Below are 23,356 nucleotides of genomic sequence, written 5' to 3' on the forward strand. Positions count from 1 at the left end.
ATGCAACATAGGTGCGGGCGCGACGCTTGCCTAGGATTGGTCGAGAGCCGATGTACGGGCCTCGATGGCTACAACCACGGACATCATGTCAAGCCGTCCGTTGCCAAGTTCCACACTCTCTCCATAAAGCATGCGGCAGAGGTCGAGAACCGGCGACGCCATGCCGGCGGCGCGTGCCGCCTCGGCGATCAGGCTTGTGCTGTTGAATGCGTCGGCGGTTGCGGCCTGCACTGAAAAATCCCTGGCGATGAGCTTCGGAATTTTCACGCGCGTCAGGTCGCTCGCCATGGGGCCGGAATCGATGGCAGCCTGGAAGGTTGTGAGATCGAGCCCGTTTCTCTCGGCAAAATGCGCCGCCTCGGCGAGCCCCGCCAACATCGTGCAAAGATAGAGATTGACGGTCAGCTTCATCAGCAGCGCATTGCCGACGGGACCGCAGACAATCGTTTCACGGCACATGAGCGCAAGCAGCGGCCGCACCTCCGCGACCGTCTCGGCGTCGCCGCCGAGCAGCGCGACGAGCTGTGCCGTCTCCGCAGGCTTCCGCGAGCCCGAAACCGGCGCCTCGACATAGCGCCCGCCTGCAGCAAGAATATCGGCGGCAAGGCCACGCGAATAGTCGGGTGGATTGCTTCCCATCGAAACCACGATGTGCCCGGCAAGCAGCCTGGCAAAGCCCGGCGTCCCGCGTTGCAGAACCTCATCCAGCACCGTTTCGTTGACGAGCATTAGGATGACGATGCGCGTGCGCGTAAACACCCCCTCGACGCTCGCCGCCACGGCCGCACCGGCTTCGCGCAGCGGATCGGCCGCTGCCGGCGAGCGGTTCCAGACCACGAGTTTCGCGCCGGCTTTTGCAAGATTGAGGGCCATTGGCTGCCCCATGACTCCGAGACCGACAAAACCGATCTCCTCGCCCGGCTCGTCGCCGGGGCGTTCACTGACGTTGGTCATCATAACGACTCCGATATTCCGGGTGACGATGCGATCTCGTGTCAGAGCCGGCGGGAGAGCTTACGTGCCTTTCCCGCCGGATATCGGTCTATCATCCGCTCAGAACAGGCGGTCCAGCCACTCATGCTTGTCGGGCGCGCGGCCGAACTGGATGTCGGTCAGTGCGGCCTTCAGGCGCAGGGTCGTTGGGCCGGCATTGCCGTCGCCGATGGTGAAGCCGTAGTTGCGGCCCTTCAGCTTGCCGATCGGCGTCACGACAGCCGCCGTGCCGCAGGCAAAAGCTTCGCTCAGGCGCCCGCTCTCGACATCTGCCTGCCACTGCTCGATGGAATAGGGCTCTTCGCGCACGGTGAGGCCCACGTCGCGCCCGAGCTTGATCAGCGAGTCGCGGGTGATGCCCGGCAGGATCGTGCCGCCGAGCGGTGGCGTCTGCAGCGAACCGTCCTTGAAGACGAAGAAGATGTTCATGCCGCCAAGCTCTTCGATCCAGCGCTTTTCGACGGCATCGAGGAACACGACCTGATCGCAACCTTCACGCTGGCCTTCGGCAAGCGCGGAAAGGCTTGCGGCATAATTGCCGCCGCACTTGGCAGCACCGGTACCGCCCGGGGCCGCACGCGTGAAATTCTCGGACAGCCAAAGCGTAACAGCCGACGCACCGCCCTTGAAATAGGAAGCGACGGGAGAGGCGATGACGCAATAGAGGTAGTCGGTGGCCGGTCGCGTACCGAGCGCGGCTTCCGAGCCGATCATGAACGGCCGGAGATAGAGCGATGCGCCCTCGGCGGTCGGGATCCATTCGCGATCGATCTTGACCAGCTCGCGGACGGACTCGACAAACAGATCCTCAGGCAAGGTCGGCATCGCCAGCCGCTCGGCCGAATTGTGGAAGCGCCGTGCGTTGGCGCTCGGGCGGAAGAGCGCAGCGCCGCCGTCGGGCAGGTGATAGGCCTTCATGCCTTCGAAGATTTCCTGCGCGTAGTGCAGCACTACAGTCGCCGGATCGAGAGCCAGCGCCTTGCGCGGCTCGATCTTGGCGCCATGCCAGCCGCGGTCCTGCGAATAGCGGATCGTCACCATGTGATCGGTGAATACGCGGCCGAAACCCGGATTTTGCAGCAGCGCTTCGCGCTCGCTGGCCGTTGCGGGGTTCGGATTTTTCTCGATGGCGAAGGTTAACGTGTCGCCGTTGCTCATGGCTCCTCCAATGCTTCATTTATTGCGGCTTTCGCCGCCCATCTCCCGAAGGATGGTTTAAATCAAATCGGGTGGTATTTGATTGCGTTTACGCCTGTTCCTGCGCAAGTTTAAGAGTGATTTTCAGAAATTTATGAGGCAAACCGTCATTTCCCGCCCGCCCCTCCTCTCAGCTTCCCGTCACAGTGCTTTCGCGACGGCTTTAGCGGCAGCGGCGCCGGTCTCATAGGCACCATGAGCGGTCGAATATCGCGGCCTCGAACAGGCTTCTCCAGCAAAGAACAACCGATCGTCGCGGGCGGCGGCCAGTACCCCACGGAGATCGGATGCGCCGGGTGTCGCATAGGAATAGGATCCGCCGACAAAGGGCTCACCAGCCCAGGCAGACATGATGAGGGGCGACAGTTTCGCGCCGGCATCCGAACCGAAGACACGCTTTAGCTGCTCCACCGAAAAAGCAAACATCGCCTCCATGCCTTGCCGTTCCAGATCAAGCGCGAGATCGCCGGCAAAATAGGCTTCGATGACAGGCGCGCCGAACGGCTTCAACTGATAGGCGCCTGTCCGGTGGCTGTGCTGCGATCCCATGACATGCGTATCGTCGGGAAACATATCCGGCTCGGCAATGCGAATGAAAAGCTTGTTTGCCAGCCCGAGCGGCAGGCGCGACGCGGCCTCGATCTTCTCCGGCAGCGGCGGCCAGAAGGCGATGCGTTCGGCAGCGAGCACATTGGTGGAAGCGGTGACGATAACGGCCCTTGCCCGCAGATCGCCCTTGCTCGTGGAAAGCACGACATGGCCGGCGCCGCTATGGTCGATGCGACGGACCTCGACGCCAACGACGGTCGGCACCGGCAGGCCATAGGTCGCAACCAGCGTTCCGTAGCCCTGCCGCACCCGCCAATCCGGGCCAGGACCGGGATCATAGCGGCCAAGATCGATCACCGAGGACTTGTCGAGCTCTCCTCCGGTCATGAACGCCCCGACGGCATGAATCCGTTCACTCCACGGATCGTCAGGCGCAACCAGGGTCGAAAGATCCGCATCATCCGCGCCTTCATAGGCGTAGGCGCGTTCGAAAAATCGGTTCACAGCTGCCCCGGCAGCCTTTACCTCGGGATCGTCTTGTTCGAGCCGATGTCCGCCATCGCTCCAGGGCGCGGGCGTGCGATCGACGGTCAGGCCGATCTCTTCAGCGATCCTGGTCCAGGCATTGGTTCGCGCGCCATGCAGCCAGCCGCAGCCGAGATCGAGCGCGACCCCATCCGCACCGAACGGATGGATTGTGCGAGCACGACCGCCGACCCGATCAGAGGCTTCCAGCAATAGGATGGAGAGATCCGGGCGAAGCAGCTGCAATTGCCGGGCAGCGCCCACACCGGCGGCTCCCGCACCGATGACGGCAACGTCGACCTCGCCGCCTTTCCAGGACACGATGGGCATTCCAATTCCTTTTCGCGCAAGCGCCGGAAAGCGACCCAGCCGCGCGACGGTGGACGATACGAGGCCCGCCAATCCGCCAGCGCGAGCCATCACCTTCATCTGTAGCTGACCTCGAAGTGGCGTGTAAACGGGCGCGGCGCCAGCGATACCAAGACGGCGATACCAAATTGCCGCATTGAGCTGAAACGGCGAATGTCGTACGTGCTTCATCCAGACAGACATGGAGAGGGATCGTGCGCAAGCGGGTCTTCGCAACAACGCAATGGCCGGTGCGTATTCTATGCGCCGTTGCGCTGATATCCCTCGGCCCCTGCTCTGCCTGGACACCTAGTTTTGGAGGCACCGATGCCGACACAGCTCAATAAGACGGCGGCAGGCCGCCGTGCCACGTTCAAGCCTCGCCGGCAGATGCCGATGTTCACGAAAGAATGGTCCATTCCGGCGATTCTCACCGTTTTTCTGCTCGGTGTCTGCGGCCTGATCGCCTATTTCACATGGACCCTCATGCCGCCGGCAACGACGGTGCGGAACCATCTCGGCGGCCCCATCACGCTCAGCGACATCAATGGCCACCCCCTCGCGGATCCCGCTCCCGTATCGAAAAAGCAGCCATAACCGGTGCTGCCGCGATTCACCGCATTTCCAGGAAAAGTGCGGTTTTCCGTCCGGAATGCGTTCGGAATAAGAAGATGGAGCGTTTTCGCGATTCGAAGAAAAGCGAAAAACCTCTAGTGGCAGCCTGCTATCCGACGATGCACTTCTTGACGAAATGCATCCAGCTGTCGTTGCGCCGGATCGTTGCGCGCGGCAAGCCGAACGGGTCGTTGCCCGGCCGCGCCCGGCCGCGCCGGGTCGTCGTCGCGGCACTATAGCCCGCCTCATAGGTCAACACGCGATCAAGCGGCGTTTCGTCGCCATAGGGGAAGCAAAAAGACGAGATACCCTCGTCGAGCAAATCTTCCAGCAGCTCGCGCGAATGCGTGATCTGGCGGCGCGCTTCCTCCATCGGCAATCGCGGGAGCCGCACATGATCGAGCGTGTGCGATCCCACCTCGTGCCCCAGACTGTGCCAGTGGCGCAGCTGCTCCACCGACATGCAGGGCGCATGCCCTAGACCGATGGGCGTATCCCAAACGTTGCTGCCGCCGATCTGGTTCACCACCACGAAATTCGTGGCCGTGAAGCCGAACTCCTGCAACACAGGCAAGGCATTCTCATAGACATTGGCATAGCTGTCATCGAAGGTGATAGCGGCGACCTTGCCGGCCTTTTCGCCCCGGATGTAGGGCATTGCCTCACGCAGCGTCATGCCCTGGATGCCAAGCCGTTTCAGCCACGCCATCTGGCGATGGAAGGCTTCGGGATGAACGACCATGCTTCTGAACGGCGCCTGGCGCGAGGGCGGCACCGCAATCTGATGATAGGCGAGGATTGGAATGGTCACGATATGGCGTCTCGGATGAAGCGGCGCGAATGGAAGACGATTTTCGCGCGATAGAGTGGCCGCAACACCTCTCTCGAAAGCCGCTCGGCCAATGTCTTGTGGCTCTTGATGGTACTGCCGCCAAGTTGCGGCGAAATTTCATGCACACCGCCCGGCAGGACCGCCAGCGGGGATACGCGGGTGAACCAGCTCATCTGCACGGTCGTATCCACGGGCCGATCAAAAATCGATGTCGCCTCCAGCAGACGGATGGCAGCATCTCGACTGACGAGCTGCGCCACCATGCCGAGACCGATCCGGGTCGGCTGGATGACATTGGTCTCCCCCTCGGACAGAACGCACTTGCCATGCTCCTTACCCATGCGGAATGGGAAACGAATGAACGAACCCGGCTTCAGGCAAGCCTTGGCTGCGGCAAAGGCAACCCGGAACGCATCATCGATTTCGACGTCATCCTCGAAGACAAGGCCGGCATCGATACCCTGCTCGACAATAGCGGCCCATGCCTTGCGGTGCGACAGGAAACAAGCGATTTCGCCAATGCTCATTGCAAAGGGATAGTACGGCTTCTGCAGTCGGCGGCGATAGACGCGCTCGACCTCGCCGACCGACAGGACGCGTCCGTCAACCGCTTCGATGATTTCGCTTGGCACCGGAAGCCTGGCGGCAAGCCGCTCGACCTGGGGCATGCGGTCGCGAGCCCGCTCCAGATGAATGATGAAGCCGCGAATGACGGGTTGCCTCGGCTCGTCCAGTCTGGTGCCGACGGGATTGGATGCATGATCGAACTCGAATCCCGCATGAGATCTTTCGAGCGGCATCGCCGAAGACGGGTTGAATTCGTAGGTTTGCATTGAGAATACCTCGGTCAATTTCGCGAGGCTCTAGCAACCGTGAATGAAAGCGGGCTTAGGCAAACCTGAGCCGAAACTGAAAACGGTTGTTTTCAACCGATCTGAACAACTGAAAGGAGGTTAGGCAAGCAGACTGATGCGCCCGCTCGCCATCTTGTCGTCGATCCAGCGGCGCTCATCCAGCCAGGCATGACGCTTCCATCCTTCCCAGCTGAAGCCGCACAGCTTCACGTCCCACTCGTCGGCGGGCAACCGCGACAGGGCATAGCGGATGCCGAAAAAGCCGGTGCTCGGAAAAAGTTGGCGCATCCGGCATTCGGTCACGCCAAGCTCCGCACAGCCTTCGATATAGAATTGCGGCGGCATGATGCGGATCTCCTTGCCGGCGGCGCCGACGAGTTCGATCGTCCGCATCGTCCAGTCGCTTCTCCTGCCTTTCAGTCGCGAAAGGAAATTGGGCTTGGGGTGATACTTGCTGATGATGACGGGATGGTAGGCAAGCACGACCTCCTTTGCGGCCTTGAAGGTAGCGCTGGTCAGGAAAGTCGGATCCGTCAGTCGGCGTTGCATCGGCTTGCTGGAGGCTGCAAGCATGAGAATATCGGTGCGCGATCCGCTCATGCCGATCGACGCCTTCGGCTCGTTGAAGCGCATCGTAAAATCCGCCCCGTCCACGATCTCCGAGAGATCGCGCTGCAGCTTGCCATTGCCGATGATGATTGCCGTCTTTCGGTTCAAACGCGGATATCCAGCCTTGCAAAGACTGCCGCCCTAATCGCACTCAATGAGGCCAAGATGAATAAAATCTGACGTGAACCTGAAAGCAGATGCGGTGTCACCGGCAAGCAACAGCCACGGGCCGTCATCGACATTTCAGCCAGAACGCGCAGATCCCATGACGAATAGTTCCAGACCGCGTCTCAGCCCCGCCCGCCATATGCAAAGGGAGCCTAAACGGCTCCCGCAAACTGCATAGAACAGGAACTCAGCCTATTCGACCGAATTGAACTTCTTCACCTGAAGGAAATTCACGGCGGATCCGCTGAAACGTTCCGGATCGATCGATGCCGTCTGCATCTTGAAGCCATCCGTGTAGACGGCGGTCGGCTGGGCACGCAGCGTCGGGCTGACGAAACGCGGCGCCTTGACCGGGCGATTGACGATCTCGACACGGGCCTTTGCGATCGCCCACTGCGAAATCATCTTCTCCGTCAGGCTCGGCGCGGTCGTCACCGTAGCCCGGCCGGCATCGGCCTCGGCCGCATCCTGCCTGCTCGGCCGCGAGCCCTTGGTCGCGATGCCAGCGGCAATCGGACGCTCCTGCGGGGTCGCAGTATCGAAACTATCGTTGAAACGACGGCTGCTGGCTTTGAGCTCGTTGCGGATCGGCGCGAGCGCCGCCACCTGCATCGGCATCTGCTGCGCCGGTCTCTGCTGTGGCAGAACCGAAGCAATCGCCTGGGCGGCACCGTTCCCGCCCGCAGCCCCCTCGTTGACGGGCGCGATCTGGTCTTTCGACGCAACATCGTTAAGCGGCGGCGCGACCGCAGCATTCGCATCGGATCGATCGGGACGGCTTTGCTCGAGAGCAGCAACGACCGAGGGCGAAAGCGCGGCGACATCGGCCTGATCGTCGAGCGCTTCCTGGTCCGCATCACTGGATGCCAAAAGATTCTCGGCGAGTTCGGGGCGTTGTGCCGGCACGGGTACGGAAGCGACCTGGCCCTTCATGTCAGCCTCGGCAGAGGCCAGTTCGGCATCGCCAGGCGCACGCCGATCGAGCAAGGCCGGAACGGGTACGTGATAGGAACGAAGATCGGCATATTGGGGCTGATCGTCGGTATCAGGCATTGCGGCGGCAAGCGCGTCCTGCGCGGCGTTACGCGACGGCGAGACAAGCGCGGACGCAACATCGCTGCCCGCAGGCTGATTGCCGAAGGCCGGACGAACCTGCGGAACCGGAGCGTTTACGCTTGCAACCTGAACCTGGGCCGGAGCTTGAACCGGAGCGGCGCTATCGTCACCCTCGTCGCTTGCGGGCAGAGCCGGCTGACCCTTACGGGCAGCCGAAGCGACGGCCACCGGTGCTGCCGCTGTGCCGCTTTCCGCATTATCCTCTTCCTCATCCGCACCGCCGCCGCCAAACAGGCGGGCAAAGAAGCCACGCCGCGGCGACGAGGAACTGGCGATCTGGATATCGTCTGACGACATGCGGCGCTTGTAATCGGCAACTGCCTGCTGGTAGCCCGGCAGCGGCCGGCCATCAGCCGGAATATGCATGGTCTTGCCGTCCGGGAACAGGCGGACGAGATCCTGGCGATCCATGCGCGGCCAGGCGCGCACGCCGCCGACATCCATATGGACAAAGGGGGAGCCGGAGGTCGGATAGTAGCCGACGCCGCCCACCTGCAGCTTCATGCCGATTTCGCGCAACTTGGAAAGCTTGACGTCCGGAAGATAGAAATCCATCGCGTTGCCGAGCATGTGCTGGCTCTTCTTGGCAACGCCCGTATGGGCCGTGCGTGTGCGCAGCATCTCGTTGGTGCCTGGAGACCGGAAACCGCAGATCACGTAGATGAATTCGTGCGATCCGCTTTCGCGGTAGGCTTCCCAGATGAGGTCGAACAGGCGCGGATTCATCTTGGTCGGCTGATTCTTGCGCCAGTCGCGCAGGATGCGATTCAGCTTCTCCAGACCGTCCGGATCGAACTTGCCGTTGCGCTTGTAGGTGATGACGGCCTTTTCGCCGGTATGGACGTAGTAGATCTTGAGGCTGCGGGTTTCGCCGCCGGCCTGCGAGGGAGTGCCGACGAAAACTGGGGTGGAAACGGCCAAAGCAAGGAGGCCAACGGCTGCAACCTTGGCCACCTTGCGAAATAAGTCAGAGCACGCAGAATGCCAGCTCAAGCTTTTAGGCTTGGTATTTCCACTCAAATTCGGCAATTCGATCCCCGTCCGACAGACAATGTCGCATCGTGTTCCAAATGGCTGTCAATTGCGGTGACACGATGGCAAAAATGCCACACATGGTCGCCCTCTTCATACATGGTGAACGATGCACTAACAAGTGCTTTACGACGGGTAACAAAATATGCTTGCCTAAACGTTAAATCACCATTCATGCGGCGTTTTTTTGCGGGTCATCCGGGTCTATGCCGTAGTCCTTCAACTTCCGGTAGAGAGTTGAGCGGCCGATTCCGAGCTTTCTTGCCACTTGGCTCATCTGCCCGCGATAGAATTTCAGGGCAAATCGGATGAGTTCTTCCTCGACATCCGCCAGTTTTCTGACGTCGCCCGATATATTGGTGCTGACGATGACATTGTCGGAAGCGCTCTCTGAAGCATCCCCGCCCGCAAGAGAAGAGGTTGCAGCCGCGCCTTGAAGAAGGGGGCGTGCGGCCCGGTCCGCTCTCTCGGTTGCAATGGCTTCCGCGGCGTGCGCGTGCGAATTATCCACAACTAAGGTCGGATGCTCGGCCGCGAAATAGCCCGGCAACTGCGCGGAGATCTGCGGGAAATCCCTATCGAGCAACTCCGGTCCTTCGGACAGGACGACCGCGCGGAAGATCGCATTTTCGAGCTGGCGGATATTGCCCGGCCAGTCATAGGCCGTCAACAGCGCAAGGGCATCGTTGCTGATCCCGAGCGGATGATCGAGCTTCTGCTCCAGAGCGAACCGGTCCGCGAAGGCGCGTGCCAGGTGCGGAATATCTTCCTTGCGGCGGCGCAGGGCCGGCATGGTGATCGGGAAGACGTTGAGGCGATAGTAAAGGTCCTCGCGGAACCGCCCTGCCTTGACCTCTTCGATCAGATCCTTGTTGGTCGCCGAGATCAGCCGGACATTGACCTTCTGCGCGACGCGCGCGCCGACGGTCTCGATTTCGCCCTGCTGGACGGCGCGAAGCAGCTTGACCTGGACATCAAGCGGCAGGTCGCCGATCTCGTCGAGGAACAGCGTGCCGCCATCGGCTTCCATGAACTTGCCGACATGGCGCTCGGCAGCACCCGTAAAGGCGCCCTTCTCGTGACCGAAAAGAATGCTTTCGACCAGATTATGCGGAATGGCGCCGCAGTTGACCGTCACGAACGGCTTGCCGGCACGGTCGCTGGCGGCCTGGATGGCACGCGCGACCAATTCCTTGCCGACGCCGGATTCGCCTTCCAGCACGACCGGAATATTCGATTGCGCCGCACGATGGGCAAGGTCGATCACACGCATCATCGCCGGGCTTGCCGAGACGATGTCGTCGAAGGTGATGCTGCTCGAGCGCGACTTACGCCCGGCACGAGCCTTGGCCTCGCGCTGGTCGAGCTTCAGGGCGTTGGCGATCGATGCCGCGATACGCTCGGGCGATACCGGCTTGACGACGAAATCGAAGGCACCGGCCCGCATGGCCTGCACCACGGTGTCGATGCCGCCCTGCCCCGTCTGTACGATCACGGGCAGATCGATACCCATATCGTTCAGGGCGCCCAGGAACTCGATGCCGTTCATTTCCGGCATCATGAGATCAAGCACGATCACGCTGATCTGATCGCTGCTGCGCTTCAAAACTTCAAGGCCGAGACGGCCATTCTCTGCCAAATGGGCAACGTGTCCGTGCCGCTCGATGGCATTTTTCAGCAGACGTCGTTGAATCGGATCATCCTCGACAACGAGAATCTGCGCGCCCACCTTGGCGCTATTGTAAACGGTCATTGGTGCCTCACTTCATGCGAAACCTGAAGCGAACACTCGCAGAAAGGCTTGAACATGAAGTTTTGCCAAATCATTGCATTTTAATCATTATGACGAATGTAACATCGCTTATGTTTCAAGCGCCAACGCAGGAAAATCAGGCCTTGCAGCAGGCTTTCCAGCCGAATAGACACGAACGGACCGGACGGTCCGAACAAGAAAAGCAGAGGAAATATCGCCCATGAGCCCGACCTCTCTCCATCAATCCCTTAACTTCTCCGCGAGCCCGGCCGCCGGCCAGACGCTTGGTGACCTGCCAGCCTGGAAGCTCAGCGATCTCTATCCGTCCGCCACCTCGCAAGCCTTCCTCGATGATATGGAAAAGGCCGGCAGGATGGCGGTTGCCTTCGAGGAAAAGTGGAAGGGAAAGCTTACCGACGCCGCCGCCAAATCGGGCGATGCCGGTATCGGCGCTGCCATCAAGGAGTATGAGGCGCTTGACGACGTCATGGGCCGTCTCGGCTCGTTCGCCGGGCTCACCTACTTTTCCAATACGATCGATCCGAACAACGGCAAGCTCTATGGCGACGTCCAGACAAAGCTCACGGACTACTCCTCTCACCTGCTGTTCTTTGCGCTGGAACTGAACCGCATCGACGATGCTGTCATGGACGCCTGCATGGCTAACGACCCCGCCGCAGGCCACTATCGCCCGTGGATCGTCGACCTGCGCAAGGACAAGCCGCATCAGCTCGACGACAGGCTGGAGCAGCTGTTCCTGGAAAAATCCATGACGAGTGCCGCCGCCTTCAACCGTCTGTTCGACGAGACGATGGCTGAGCTGCGTTTCGACATCGACGGCGAGAAGCAGCCACTGGAAGTCGCCTTGAACATGTTGCAGGAACAGGATCCGGACGTGCGCCGCAAGGCGGCAATGGCGCTTGCCGAAACCTTCAAGGCCAATCTGCGCACCTTCACGCTCATCACCAATACGCTGGCCAAGGACAAGGAAATCGCCGACCGCTGGCGCGGCTTCGAGGATATCGCCGACAGCAGGCACCTGGCCAATCGCGTCGAGCGCGAGGTGGTGGATGCGCTGGCGGCTGCCGTGCGGGAGGCCTATCCGCGCCTCTCGCACCGCTATTACAAGATGAAAGCCAAGTGGCTCGGCATGGACCAGATGAATTTCTGGGACCGCAACGCGCCGCTGCCGGAAACGCCCAATGCACTGATCCCCTGGAGCGAGGCGAAAGACACGGTTCTTTCCGCCTACGGTAACTTCGCACCGGAAATGGCCGATATCGCCAAGCGCTTCTTCGATGAGGAATGGATCGATGCGCCGGTGCGCCCGGGCAAGGCGCCGGGCGCCTTCGCGCATCCGACCGTCCCGTCGGCCCACCCTTACGTTCTCGTCAACTATATGGGCAAGCCGCGCGATGTCATGACACTGGCGCACGAGCTCGGCCATGGCGTGCATCAGGTGCTGGCCGGCGGTCAGGGCGCGCTGATGTGCCAGACGCCGCTGACATTAGCTGAAACCGCCTCGGTCTTCGGCGAGATGCTGACCTTCCGCGCCCTGCTCGACAAGACCACCGACAAGCGCGAGCGCAAGGCCATGCTTGCCCAGAAGGTCGAGGACATGATCAATACGGTCGTGCGCCAGATCGCCTTCTATGAATTCGAGCGCAAGGTGCATACCGCCCGCAAGAATGGCGAGCTGACATCGGATAATATCGGCGAGCTGTGGCTCTCGGTACAGACGGACAGCTTGGGGCCGGCGATCAAGATCTCCGAGGGCTATGAGACCTATTGGGCCTATATCCCCCATTTCATCCACTCGCCTTTCTACGTCTATGCCTATGCCTTCGGCGATTGCCTCGTGAACTCGCTCTATGCGGTCTATCGCAATGCCGAAAAGGGTTTCCAGGACAAGTATTTCGAGCTGCTGAAGGCCGGCGGCACCAAGCATCACTCCGAACTCCTGAAGCCTTTCGGCCTCGACGCCACCGATCCGTCGTTCTGGAGCAAGGGACTGTCGATGATCGAAGGGCTGATCGACGAGCTGGAAGCGCTAGATAAGAACTGAAATTCCGCCTGCTGACAGGAGCAGCGGGCCAGGCACCTTCGCCATTGCAATGCCATCGGGCGTAGCCCCTCACCCTAGCCTCTCCCCGCTTGCGGGGAGAGGGAACCTATTCGGCATCAGCCGCACTGTTCCCGTTGAAATCATGGGGAAGTGGCTGCGGTAACTCCATCTCCCCGCTAGGGGGGGAGGGTTGGGGTGAGGGGCCATGCGCGAAGACGCGTCAGGCGCATTCATGCCTGAGATCGACTGAACAAAAGACTGGATAGAAATCCGCCCATGGCCGACGCCATACCCTACGTCCTCTTCAGGGACGACAGCACAGGACAGGTGATGATCTTTGCCGAACCGGCCGAGATCATCGTGGCCCATACGCGCGCGCAGTTCTTCGATGCCCTCGATAGGATGGAAGAAGCCAAGCGGCAGGGAAAGTGGCTTGCCGGATATGTGGCCTATGAAGCCGGCCATCTCTTCGAGGAAAAACTCGCATCTTTCGCCGAGGAGAACAGGGAAACGCCGCTTCTCTGCTTTGGCGTTTTCGATGCCCCCGCCGCCGATGATCATCCGCTTGGCCGGCCGGCACAGCGCCCGGAAAACCGGGAGTTCCTCACGGAGCCGAAAGCCGGCTGGAATTTCGAGATATATAAGGAGCGCTTCGACAGGCTGCATTGGCATCTGCGCCAGGGCGATTGCTATCAGGCGAACCTCACAATGCCGATCCATGCCCGCTGGAACGGCAATCCACGCGCCGCCTTCTGGTCGCTGATCGAACGGCAGCCGGTGAAATACGGCGCGCTTGTCGATCTCGGCGGACCGATCATCCTGTCGCGCTCGCCGGAGCTTTTCTTCCGTACGGACGAGGACGGCTGGATCGAGACGCATCCGATGAAGGGGACGGCCAAGCGCGGCAAGGATGCCGCCGAGGATAACGAGATCATCGCCGCCATGCTGGCCGACGAAAAGACGCAAGCCGAAAACCGCATGATCGTCGACCTGCTGCGCAACGATATCTCGCGCATCACCGAGGTCGGCACGCTCGCCGTCCCCAGGCTCTTCGAGATCGAGACCTATCCCACCCTGCATCAGATGGTCAGCCATGTGCAGGCCAAGCTGCTTTCCGGCATATCAATCCGCGATATCCTCGCAGCGCTCTTCCCCTGCGGCTCGATCACCGGCGCGCCGAAGATGCGGGCGATGGAAATCCTGCACGAACTCGAAGACACACCCCGCGACGCCTATTGCGGCGCGATCGGCATGATCTCGCCGACCGGCGCCATGCGCTTTTCCGTGGCGATCCGCACGATCACGCTTTTCGAAGACGGCCGCGCGGTGTTCAATGTCGGCGGAGGCATCGTCTTCGATTCGACGGCGGAAGCGGAATATGAGGAATGCCTCCTCAAGGCGCGTTTCGCCGTGGGGGACCGATGGATCAACCGATAGAGGATTTTTCCCTGATCGAGACGCTGCGCTACGAGCCGGAAACCGGCTTCGTCCGCCTGCGCCTGCATCTCGCCCGGCTGCAGCGCTCCGCCCGCCGGCTCAGCTTTTCAGCGCCGAAGAACGTGCTTGGAAAACTCGAGCAGGCTGTTGCCGGCGCAGCCGCACCCTTGCGAGTTCGGCTGACGCTGGATCGCGAAGGGCAGACGGCGGTGACGACGGCCCCCTTTGTCCCACTGCCGCCCGACACTGTCTGGCGGGTGCGCATCGCCGCGACCCGGCTCGATTCCGCCGACAAGCTGCTACGCGTCAAGACCACGCGCCGTGGCGTCTATGAAGCGGCTCGCGCCGAGTATCGACCCGATGAAGCAGACGAGGTGCTGCTGCTCAATGAGAAGGACGAGGTATGCGAGGGGACGATCACCTCGGTTTTCATCGAAGACGGTCCGGACGCATTGCGCACTCCACCGATTTCCGCCGGCCTGCTGGCGGGCGTCCTGCGCACGGAACTTATCTGCCAGCGCAAAGCTCGCGTCGGCCGCATCCGGCTCGACGATCTCAAAGACCGCACCCTTTACGTCGGAAACTCCCTGCGCGGCCTGATCCGCGCACAACTCCTATGGAATTGATTGAATGTTCATCCTCTCGCTCACCTATCTCAAGGGCAATGACGAAGCCGACAAGCATATGGAGCCGCACATGGCCTGGGTGAAGGAAGGCTATGCCAAGGGCTGGTTTCTGGCCTCCGGCCGCAAGGTGCCGCGCACCGGCGGCGTCATCCTCGCCCGCGGCGAGCGGACCGAGCTGGAAGCCTATGTTGCCGCCGACCCCTTTACCATTCATGGCGTCGCTGCTTACGAGGTTCAGGAAATCGCTTTCACCACCGTCGCCGATGGTTTCGAAGGCTTGAAAGCCTGATCGATGAGGGCGGCCACCGCAGCCCTATTCCCCTACGTCAGTGAAAACAAACCTTGAAGGCAACAAACTCGTCGCATATGGCGTGTATGTTGGTCTTCTTGACTTTGCCCGGCTAACCCTGAACAGCTCTTTATTGTGACATCAAATTATGATTAGAGCCGCTCATCTCGCGTTTTCGCGCCAACTCTGATTGAATTTCGCAAACCGAACGGCGTCCTGCCTTTCGAAGGAGAAAAGAATGACGGAAAAGAACTATCCGGTATATGCCGAAATTACCGGTCCGATCGTGATGATCGGCTTTGGCTCCATCGGTCGCGGCACCCTGCCCCTGATCGAGCGCCATTTCAAATTCGACAAAAGCCGGATGGTCGTCATCGACCCGCAGATGGACGCCGAGCACCTGGCGATCCTGGAAAAGCATGGCGTCCGTCACATCAAGGAATATGTCACCAGGGACAATTACAAGGATCTCTTGAAGCCGCTCCTGACGGAAGGCGGCGGCCAGGGCTTCTGCGTCAATCTTTCTGTCGACACCGGCTCGCTCGATTTGGTCAAGCTCTGCCGCAAGCTCGATGTGCTCTACATCGACACCGTCGTCGAACCCTGGCTCGGCTTCTATTTCGACAAAAGCCTGAAGAACGCCGACCGCACGAACTATGCGCTGCGTGAAACCATGCGCAAGGAAAAGGCGAAGAACCCCGGCGGCGCGACGGCCGTTTCCACCTGTGGCGCCAATCCGGGCATGGTCTCGTGGTTCGTCAAGCAGGCGCTTGTCAACCTCGCCAAAGATATCGACCTGAAGTTCGACGAGCCGGACCAGCATGACCGCGAAGGCTGGGCCAAGCTGATGAAGAAGGTCGGCGTCAAGGGCGTCCATATCGCCGAGCGCGACACGCAGCGCACCAAGCATCCGAAGCCGCTCAACGTCTTCTGGAACACTTGGTCGGTCGAAGGCTTCATCTCCGAAGGCCTGCAGCCGGCCGAACTCGGCTGGGGCACCCATGAAGAATGGATGCCGAAGAACGCCAAGAAGCACAAGAAGGGCTGCCAGGCCGCCATCTATCTGGAACAGCCGGGCGCCAACACCCGCGTCCGCACCTGGTGCCCGACCCCCGGCCCGCAATATGGCTTCCTCGTCACGCACAACGAGTCGATCTCGATCGCCGACTATTTCACCGTGCGCGACAAGGACGGCGAAGTGACCTTCCGCCCGACCTGCCATTACGCCTATCATCCGGCCAATGACGCCGTGCTTTCGCTGCACGAAATGTTCGGCAACGGCGGCACCGCGCAACCGGTCCATCACGTTCTCGACGAGGACGAGCTTGAGGACGGCATCGACGAACTCGGCGTGCTGCTCTACGGCCATGCCAAGAATGCCTACTGGTACGGCTCGCGCCTGTCTCTCGAAGAGACCCGCCGCATCGCCCCCTATCAGAACGCCACCGGCCTGCAGGTAACCTCGGCAGTGCTCGCCGGCATGGTCTGGGCGCTGGAAAACCCGACGGCCGGCGTCGTCGAGGCCGACGAAGTCGATTACAAGCGCTGCCTCGAAGTGCAGCTGCCCTACCTTGGTCCGGTCGAAGGCCACTACACGGACTGGACGCCGCTCGAAGGCCGTCCGGGCCTGTTCCCGGAAGACATCGACACCAAGGACCCCTGGCAGTTCCGCAACATTCTGGTTCGCTGAGAGTAACAGCGTTCGTCCAATACAATGCTTCAATGCCCGCACAGGTCGTGCGGGCATTTTTGTAACGCAAGCCAGATAAATCAAGCAGATCGGCGGCGAAGCCTTGCTTTAGCCCGATGGCCGCGTCATCTTCCTTGCAACCGATGCGCCTTTGGTCCGCCCTTATTCGCGGGAGACATTTATGAAGATAAGAACCTTGCTTGCCCTTGTTGCTGCCGCGTCAGCCCTGTCCGCCTGCGTCGATTTCGGCGGATCGAGGCCGCCGCCGATGGGAATGAACACCGGCGCCCAGCCGCGGATGAACGCGGTGGAAGGCAGCTGGGCCGATTCGAACGGCCTGAACTCGACCTTCAACGCCGGCCGCTTCGAAACGCACACCACGGACGGCACGAACCAGCAGATGGCCTCGGGAACCTACACGACCGATCCGTCGGGCACGATCCAAATCAATCTTTATTCGAACATCAAGCGCACGTCGTCGAAGGTGAATTGCTTCCTGGCCAATCCGAGCCAGCTCAATTGCACCTCCGAAACCGGTGGGCATTTCTCGCTCAATCGCCAAGGCTGACATGAGCCGGCTGGACGGATAAGGCATCATGCGCGGCGTGCTGATCCTTTATCTCGCTCTTATCGCAGCCTTCCCCGTCGCTGTTATGGCGACGGTTCTCCCCGTCAACACCTATCGGGCTCAGGGCTTCGCGGCGCTCGATTGCGACGGGCCGATCAGCGTCCTCTTCTTCGCCTTGCCGGCCTTGCTGATCTATGGTGCCGGCGCGATCCTCCTCTACCGGAAGCGGAAATGGCGCTTTCACCTCGCAGCTTCCCTTTGCTGCCTGCTCGTCTTCTGCGCCGTCGGCTGGAATGTCGCTGCGGCATTGCGGGAATCCTACGGCCCCGCCTCCGTCGAGGCATGCGCCTGATCCGGCGCCCCATTTCGCGCTTGTAAAAATCCTAATGAAGCCAACAGCTTTTGCTTGCACTCGCTTGCCCGTGATGAAAACATCGGCACGGGGGACCGCCACGGGGCACAGGCGGGCCGGATTGCGATGACCAACAGGAGAGACAGATGAAGCAGCCCTTCGGAGTGGGCCTTTTGGCCGCCACGCTGCTGGCGCTCAGCACCAGCGCCGCCTTCGCGGACTATCAGCTCAACATCCTGCATTTCAATGATTTCCATTCGCGCGTGGAATCGATCAACAAATTCGACGCGACCTGCTCGGCAGCCGAGGAGGCCAAGAACGAGTGTTTAGGCGGCGCAGCCCGGCTGAAGACTATCATCGACCAGCGCCGCGCCGCACTTGCCGGTCAAAATGTGCTTGTTCTCGATGCCGGCGACAATTTCCAGGGCTCGCTGTTCTACACCACTTACAAGGGTGCGGCCGAAGTCGAATTCCTCAACGACATGAAGATCGACGCCATGACGGTCGGCAATCACGAGTTCGACGATGGCGAAGGCCCGCTTGCAGCCTTCCTCGACAAGGCGCAGTTCCCGGTCGTAACCGCCAATCTGGTCGTCGCCGACCAGTCGAAGCTCGGCGAACGCATCAAGAAATCCATCGTGCTCGATGTCGGCGGCCAGAAGATCGGCATCGTCGGCGCCGTGACGAGCGAAACGCCGGAACTGGCCTCGCCCGGCCCGCATGTGAAGATCACCGACGATGCCGCCGCCATCAGCGCCGAGGTGGATGCGCTGAAGTCTCAGGGCATCAACAAGATCATCGCTCTCACCCATGTCGGCTATCCCCGCGATGTCGAGAAGATCGCCAAGATCGCCGGCGTCAGCGTCGTCGTCGGCGGCCATTCGCATACGCTCCTGTCGAATACCGACCCGAAGGCGGCCGGCCCCTATCCGACCATGGTCGACAATCCGGCGGGCTACAAGGTGCCTGTGGTACAGGCCGCCTCCTATGGCAAGTATCTCGGCGATCTCGTCGTCACCTTCGACGACAACGGCATCGTTAAGGATGCCAAGGGTGACCCGATCCTGCTCGATGCCTCCATCAAGCCCGATCCGGCGATCGCCGCCCGCGTGCAGGAGATGGCAAAGCCGATCGAGGAGCTGCGCAAGAAGATTATCGGCAGCTCGCAAGGGCCTATCGAAGGCGCGCGGGAAGTCTGCCGCGTTCAGGAATGCTCGATGGGCAATCTCGTCGCCGACGCAATGCTCGACCGCACCAGGACGCAAGGCATTACCATCGCCATCCAGAACGGCGGCGGCCTGCGTGCCTCCATCGGCGCCGGCGATGTCAGCATGGGCGACGTCCTGACCGTGCTGCCCTTCCAGAACACGGTCGCGACCTTCCAGCTGACCGGCGCGGAGGTAAAGGCGGCGCTGGAAAACGGCCTCAGCCAGATCGATGACGGCGCCGGCCGGTTTCCGCAGGTTGCCGGCCTCAAATACAGCTTCGACAAGTCGAAGCCGGCCGGTAGCCGCCTGCTGTCCGTCGACGTGCAGGAGGGCACGGAATTCAAGCCGATCGATCCCGAAAAAGCCTATGGTGTCGTCAGCAACAATTATATGCGCGCCGGCGGCGACGGCTATGCTGTTTTCGCCAAGGACGGCAAGAATGCCTATGATTTCGGCCCCAATCTGGAATCGGTGGTTGCCGACTATCTTGGCGCGCACAATCCCTACAAGCCCTATACGGACGGCCGCATAAGCCAGGTCGGCACTCCGGCCGTGGTGGCGCAGCCCGCGCCGGCAAAGCCCGCCGATGCGACACAGCAGGCCGCGCCCGAGCAAAAGCCGGCACCGGCCACCGATGGCGGCGCAGCCTCTTCCACGACGCCGCCGTCTGCCTCTTCGGCTCCTACCGTCACCGTGCCCAATACGACGATGCCGGCAAATTCGACGCCGATGCCATCCGCTCCGGCAAAGTCGGATCCGGCAGCGTCGACGCCCGCCACGGCGGCACCCACGGCCGAAACTCCGGCGGCTTCGACGCCCGCGGCGAGCGCTCCCGCGGTAACCGCTCAGGAGGCACCCGCGCCGGCAACTGCGGCCAGTGAACCGCCGAAGACACCGACGACGCATGTCGTCGTCGCCGGCGATACGCTCTGGGATATTGCCAAGAGCTACTATGGCAATGCCAATCACTGGCACAAGCTTCTGGCCGCCAATCGCAATATCAAGCCGCACCATCTCCCGGTCGGCGAAAAGTTGAGGATTCCGTCCAAGTAAGGACGATTTGTCTCGCATGAGAGAGCCGGTCCGGACTTCCGCGGGCCGGCTTTTTTTCCTATGTGAAGGGCTTCGTTTCTTGAGAGGGATTCAATCGATGACAGCAGACCTGACCACGCTTTCGCCCGGTCACCCCAGCGTGAAATACGGCAAGGTCGGCGTGCTGCTCGTTAATCTCGGAACGCCCGACGGCACCGACTACTCTTCCATGCGCCGCTACCTGCGCGAATTCCTGACCGACCGCCGCGTCATCGAGTGGTCGCGCTGGAAATGGTACCCGATCCTGTTCGGTATCGTGCTCAACACCCGGCCGCAGAAGGTCGGCAAGGCCTATGAGACGATCTGGAACAAGGAAAAGAACGAGAGCTTCCTGCGCACCTATACCCGCAACCAGTCGGACCTCATGGCGGCACGGCTGGCGGACCTGCCTGATGTCATCGTCGACTGGGCGATGCGCTACGGTACGCCATCGATCGGTGAGCGCATTCAAGCGTTGCAGGACAGCGGCTGCGACCGCATCGTGCTCTTCCCTCTCTATCCGCAATATGCGGCGGCAACGACCGCCACCGTCAACGACAAGGCTTTCGAGAAACTGGTGAAGATGCGCTGGCAGCCGGCCCTGCGCACCGTCCCGCAATATCACGACGACGAGACATATATCGAGGCGCTCGCCAATTCCGTGACCCGGCACCTGTCGGCTCTGGATTGGCAGCCGGAAAAGCTTATCGCATCCTTCCACGGCATTCCCATGTCCTATTTCAAGCTGGGTGATCCCTATTACTGTTTCTGTCAGAAGACCGGCCGTCTGCTGCGCGAGAAGCTAGGTCTTTCCGAAGATCAGTTCATGGTCACCTTCCAGTCACGCTTCGGCCCGGAGGAGTGGCTGCAGCCCTATACCGACAAGACCGTGGAAGAGCTTGCCAAAAGCGGCACCAGGCGCATCGCCGTTCTCAATCCGGGTTTCGTCTCCGACTGCCTGGAGACGCTGGAGGAAATCGCCGAGCAGGCGGCCGAATCCTTCCATCACAATGGCGGCGAGAAATTCACCCATATTCCCTGTCTCAACGACAGCGAAGACGGCATGAAAGTGCTGGAAAAGGTCGTGCGGCGTGAGCTGCTCGGCTGGGTGTAAGAGAGCCGCCGGGAGCAATTCCAGGAAAAGTGCTGAGCGGTTTCCCGTCCGGAATTGCGAGAAAACAAAGCGATAAAGCGGTTCAGAAATTGCGTGAAAAGCTGAACCGCTCGAAGCCTATTGCAGCTGTGGCTTCTTGAGGAAGCTGCTGCGATCGGCCGACTTGATGCGCAGCCAGGCCTCGCGGCCATCGCGCAGCACCCGCATGGGAATCTCGGCGCCGGCCGGCCCGCTCTCCCATATCTTGCGATAGAAATCGGCGAGCCCATCGACTTCCCCGTCGCGGATCTCCGAAATGACGTCGCCCCGGCGCAATCCCGCCTTGGCCGCCGGGCCGCCCTCGGTGACGCTCATGACAACGACCTCGCCGTTGCTTTCGGCCGAGAAGGCACCGAGCCAGGGCCGTGGCGGCTTGCTGACCCGCCCGCGCTTGATGAGATCCTCCAGGATCGGCAAAAGCAGGTTGATCGGCACGATCATGTTGATGTCGGCGCTATCGCCGTTCTCTGTTGCCATCTGCAAATGCAGCGAGCCGACACCGAGAAGCTTGCCATCTTCGCTGAGAAGGGCTGCGCCACCCCATGAGGGATGCGCCGGCGCAACGAAGATCGCCTCATCGACCAAATATTCCCAATAGCCGGCAAACTCCTGCTTGGCGACGATCTTCGCCTCGACGAATTGGCCGATTCCGTCAGCCACGACGACCGCATCGCCGATCTCGGCCTTGTCCGCGTCGCCGAATTCCAGGGCGGGCACGTCGAGCGGGCCGAGCGCCTGCACCAGACCGAATCCGGTTTCCTGATCGTAAGCCAGGGCATGACCAGGCACGACGCGGCCGCTATTGGTCGTCAGCCAGACATTATCGGCTTCCGTAATCAGATAGCCGATGGTCAAGACGAGCCCGTTGCCCCGGATGACCACGCCGCTGCCTTCCCTGCGGGTGCCAAGTGTTGCCGCTGTGAAAGCATCTTCCGGAATTGAGGCGTGTACGGCCACGACCGACCGCAAGGTCCTATCGATATTCATAGCTCCACCCTGATGATGCGCGATGACTTGGCTCGAAAGGCTGCGGAGCAGCGGAGCCAGAAATTTCTACAATAAAGTATGAAGATCAACCGCCGGAAGCAAGACCCGGTCGCGATTGATTGATGGGGGCTCGCTAAAACCTTCCCCTTCGACGCCCATTCCTCACTTGCCGAGAACATGCTAACCCACCACATCTGATTGAGCTGCCGCCTCGTATGCTCGACCGAGCTATTGGAGGCAGAACGGCGGCGATTGACGCGACGCGGTTCCGCTGCAGACGGGCGCGCCCATGGAGGAATTTGATGGTAGTCGGTGGTTTCAGCATCGTTGTGATTGCCCTGATCGTCCTGGTCATCCTGGTGCTGTTCGCAGGGATCAAGACTGTGCCGCAGGGCTATCGGTACACGGTCCAGCGTTTCGGCCGCTATATCCGCACGCTGGAGCCGGGGCTCAATCTGATCGTGCCCTTCATCGAAACGATCGGTATGCGGATGAACGTGATGGAGCAGGTGTTGGCCGTGCCCACGCAAGAGGTCATCACCAAGGACAATGCCAGCATCTCCGCCGATGCGGTGGCCTTCTTCCAGGTTCTGAACGCAGCGCAGGCCGCCTATCAGATCACCAATCTCGAAAGCGCGATCCTCAATCTCACGAAGACCAACATCCGTTCGGTCATGGGCTCGATGGATCTGGACGAACTTCTGTCCAATCGCGATGCCATCAACGAGCGGCTGCTGCGGGTGGTTGACGAGGCCGTAGAACCTTGGGGCATCAAGGTAACGCGCGTGGAAATCAAGGATATCCAGCCGCCGAAGGATCTCGTGGACGCCATGGGCCGGCAGATGAAGGCCGAGCGCGAAAAGCGCGCTCAGGTCCTGGAGGCGGAGGGCCTTCGCAATGCGCAGATCCTGCGCGCCGAGGGCGCCAAGCAGGCAGCCGTGCTGCAGGCGGAGGGCCAGCGCGAGGCGGCGTTCCGCAATGCCGAGGCGCGCGAGCGTCTCGCCGAGGCCGAAGCGAAAGCGACCCGCGTGGTGTCCGAGGCCATCGCCGAGGGCAATGTGCAGGCGATCAATTACTTCATCGCGCAGAAGTACACCGAAGCCCTGACCGCAATCGGTTCCGCCGGCAATTCGAAGATCGTCCTGATGCCGATGGAGGCCAGCTCCATCATCGGTTCGCTCGGCGGCATCGGCGCCATCGCCCGCGAAGTCTTCGGCGACAACGGCGACGGCAATGGCGCTCCGCAACCTTCCCGGCCGCGGTCGGGCACGGTTCGCACCACGCCTTCCGTCAATCCGCTGCCACCTCGGGAGAGCTGA

The 23,356-nt window shown here is 61.1% G+C and carries 19 protein-coding genes and 2 pseudogenes; 11 read left to right on the forward strand and 10 right to left on the reverse strand.

Annotated features, from left to right (window positions below; translation table 11 throughout):
• Positions 1–30: 30 nt before the first annotated feature.
• The 3 genes from HGP12_RS05785 to HGP12_RS05795 form a co-directional block, all read right to left on the reverse strand.
• Positions 31–957, reverse strand: a complete 927-nt coding sequence (locus HGP12_RS05785; RefSeq protein ID WP_168838191.1) for an NAD(P)-dependent oxidoreductase — start codon at positions 955–957, stop codon at positions 31–33.
• 96 nt (positions 958–1,053) lie between these two features.
• Positions 1,054–2,151: a branched-chain amino acid aminotransferase gene (locus HGP12_RS05790; protein WP_168838190.1), complete on the reverse strand. Its 1,098-nt coding sequence runs from the start codon at positions 2,149–2,151 to the stop codon at positions 1,054–1,056.
• A gap of 180 nt (positions 2,152–2,331) precedes the next feature.
• Entirely contained in the window at positions 2,332–3,594 is a 1,263-nt protein-coding gene (locus HGP12_RS05795) for an NAD(P)/FAD-dependent oxidoreductase (RefSeq protein ID WP_168838585.1), read from the reverse strand.
• A gap of 345 nt (positions 3,595–3,939) precedes the next feature.
• Here HGP12_RS05795 and HGP12_RS05800 point away from each other — a divergent pair, with 345 nt between their 5' ends.
• Positions 3,940–4,209 (forward strand): hypothetical protein, encoded by a 270-nt coding sequence (locus HGP12_RS05800; RefSeq protein ID WP_168838189.1) that lies wholly within the window; start codon positions 3,940–3,942, stop codon positions 4,207–4,209.
• Between the two features lie 127 nt (positions 4,210–4,336).
• Here HGP12_RS05800 and HGP12_RS05805 read toward each other — a convergent pair whose 3' ends face one another.
• The 6 genes and pseudogenes from HGP12_RS05805 to HGP12_RS05825 all read right to left on the reverse strand — a co-directional run.
• Positions 4,337–5,038, reverse strand: coding sequence for a polysaccharide deacetylase family protein (locus HGP12_RS05805; protein ID WP_168838188.1), 702 nt, complete (start codon positions 5,036–5,038; stop codon positions 4,337–4,339).
• Positions 5,035–5,892, reverse strand: a complete 858-nt coding sequence (locus HGP12_RS05810; protein ID WP_168838187.1) for a glycosyltransferase family 25 protein — start codon at positions 5,890–5,892, stop codon at positions 5,035–5,037. Before HGP12_RS05810 ends, HGP12_RS05805 begins: the two co-directional genes overlap by 4 nt.
• 120 nt (positions 5,893–6,012) lie before the next feature.
• Positions 6,013–6,630, reverse strand: a complete 618-nt coding sequence (locus HGP12_RS05815) for a hypothetical protein (protein WP_168838186.1) — start codon at positions 6,628–6,630, stop codon at positions 6,013–6,015.
• A 252-nt stretch (positions 6,631–6,882) separates the two neighbouring features.
• The gene (locus HGP12_RS05820) at positions 6,883–8,835 is read right to left on the reverse strand and encodes a DUF882 domain-containing protein (RefSeq protein WP_168838185.1); all 1,953 of its coding nucleotides are present in this window, start codon (positions 8,833–8,835) and stop codon (positions 6,883–6,885) included.
• Between the two features lie 175 nt (positions 8,836–9,010).
• Positions 9,011–9,223 (reverse strand): annotated as a pseudogene (locus HGP12_RS34745) (helix-turn-helix domain-containing protein); the annotation flags it as partial.
• A gap of 116 nt (positions 9,224–9,339) precedes the next feature.
• Positions 9,340–10,591 (reverse strand): annotated as a pseudogene (locus HGP12_RS05825) (sigma-54-dependent transcriptional regulator); the annotation flags it as partial.
• 220 nt (positions 10,592–10,811) lie between these two features.
• Between HGP12_RS05825 and HGP12_RS05830 the strand changes: the two are divergent.
• The 9 genes from HGP12_RS05830 to hemH all read left to right on the forward strand — a co-directional run bounded on the left by HGP12_RS05830 (position 10,812) and on the right by hemH (position 21,011).
• Complete coding sequence (locus tag HGP12_RS05830) at positions 10,812–12,656, forward strand: M3 family oligoendopeptidase (protein WP_168838183.1); 1,845 nt, start codon at positions 10,812–10,814, stop codon at positions 12,654–12,656.
• Between the two features lie 276 nt (positions 12,657–12,932).
• Entirely contained in the window at positions 12,933–14,093 is a 1,161-nt protein-coding gene (locus HGP12_RS05835) for an aminodeoxychorismate synthase component I (RefSeq protein WP_168838182.1), read from the forward strand.
• A complete protein-coding gene (locus tag HGP12_RS05840) occupies positions 14,078–14,719 on the forward strand; it encodes an aminotransferase class IV family protein (RefSeq protein WP_168878685.1) in 642 nt (213 codons plus the stop codon). The genes HGP12_RS05835 and HGP12_RS05840 overlap by 16 nt, the downstream gene beginning before the upstream one ends.
• Before the next feature lie 4 nt (positions 14,720–14,723).
• Entirely contained in the window at positions 14,724–15,008 is a 285-nt protein-coding gene (locus HGP12_RS05845) for a YciI family protein (protein ID WP_168838180.1), read from the forward strand.
• Positions 15,009–15,246: 238 nt separating this feature from the next.
• Positions 15,247–16,698, forward strand: coding sequence for a homospermidine synthase (locus HGP12_RS05850; RefSeq protein WP_168838179.1), 1,452 nt, complete (start codon positions 15,247–15,249; stop codon positions 16,696–16,698).
• A 181-nt stretch (positions 16,699–16,879) separates the two neighbouring features.
• The gene (locus HGP12_RS05855; RefSeq protein ID WP_168838178.1) at positions 16,880–17,266 is read left to right on the forward strand and encodes a hypothetical protein; all 387 of its coding nucleotides are present in this window, start codon (positions 16,880–16,882) and stop codon (positions 17,264–17,266) included.
• 28 nt (positions 17,267–17,294) lie between these two features.
• The gene (locus HGP12_RS05860) at positions 17,295–17,618 is read left to right on the forward strand and encodes a hypothetical protein (protein ID WP_168838177.1); all 324 of its coding nucleotides are present in this window, start codon (positions 17,295–17,297) and stop codon (positions 17,616–17,618) included.
• A gap of 146 nt (positions 17,619–17,764) precedes the next feature.
• Positions 17,765–19,879 (forward strand): 5'-nucleotidase C-terminal domain-containing protein, encoded by a 2,115-nt coding sequence (locus tag HGP12_RS05865; protein ID WP_168838176.1) that lies wholly within the window; start codon positions 17,765–17,767, stop codon positions 19,877–19,879.
• Between the two features lie 97 nt (positions 19,880–19,976).
• Entirely contained in the window at positions 19,977–21,011 is a 1,035-nt protein-coding gene (gene hemH, locus HGP12_RS05870) for a ferrochelatase (protein WP_168838175.1), read from the forward strand.
• A gap of 117 nt (positions 21,012–21,128) precedes the next feature.
• On the opposite strand, the gene HGP12_RS05875 is transcribed toward hemH, so the two are convergent.
• A complete protein-coding gene (locus HGP12_RS05875) occupies positions 21,129–22,037 on the reverse strand; it encodes a S1C family serine protease (protein WP_168838174.1) in 909 nt (302 codons plus the stop codon).
• A 302-nt stretch (positions 22,038–22,339) separates the two neighbouring features.
• On the opposite strand from HGP12_RS05875, the gene HGP12_RS05880 reads away from it, so the two are divergent.
• On the forward strand, positions 22,340–23,356 hold the full coding sequence (locus HGP12_RS05880; RefSeq protein WP_168838173.1) for an SPFH domain-containing protein: 1,017 nt from the start codon (positions 22,340–22,342) through the stop codon (positions 23,354–23,356).

Source organism: Rhizobium sp. P28RR-XV (genome assembly GCF_012641385.1).
Taxonomy (GTDB): Bacteria; Pseudomonadota; Alphaproteobacteria; order Rhizobiales; family Rhizobiaceae; genus Rhizobium.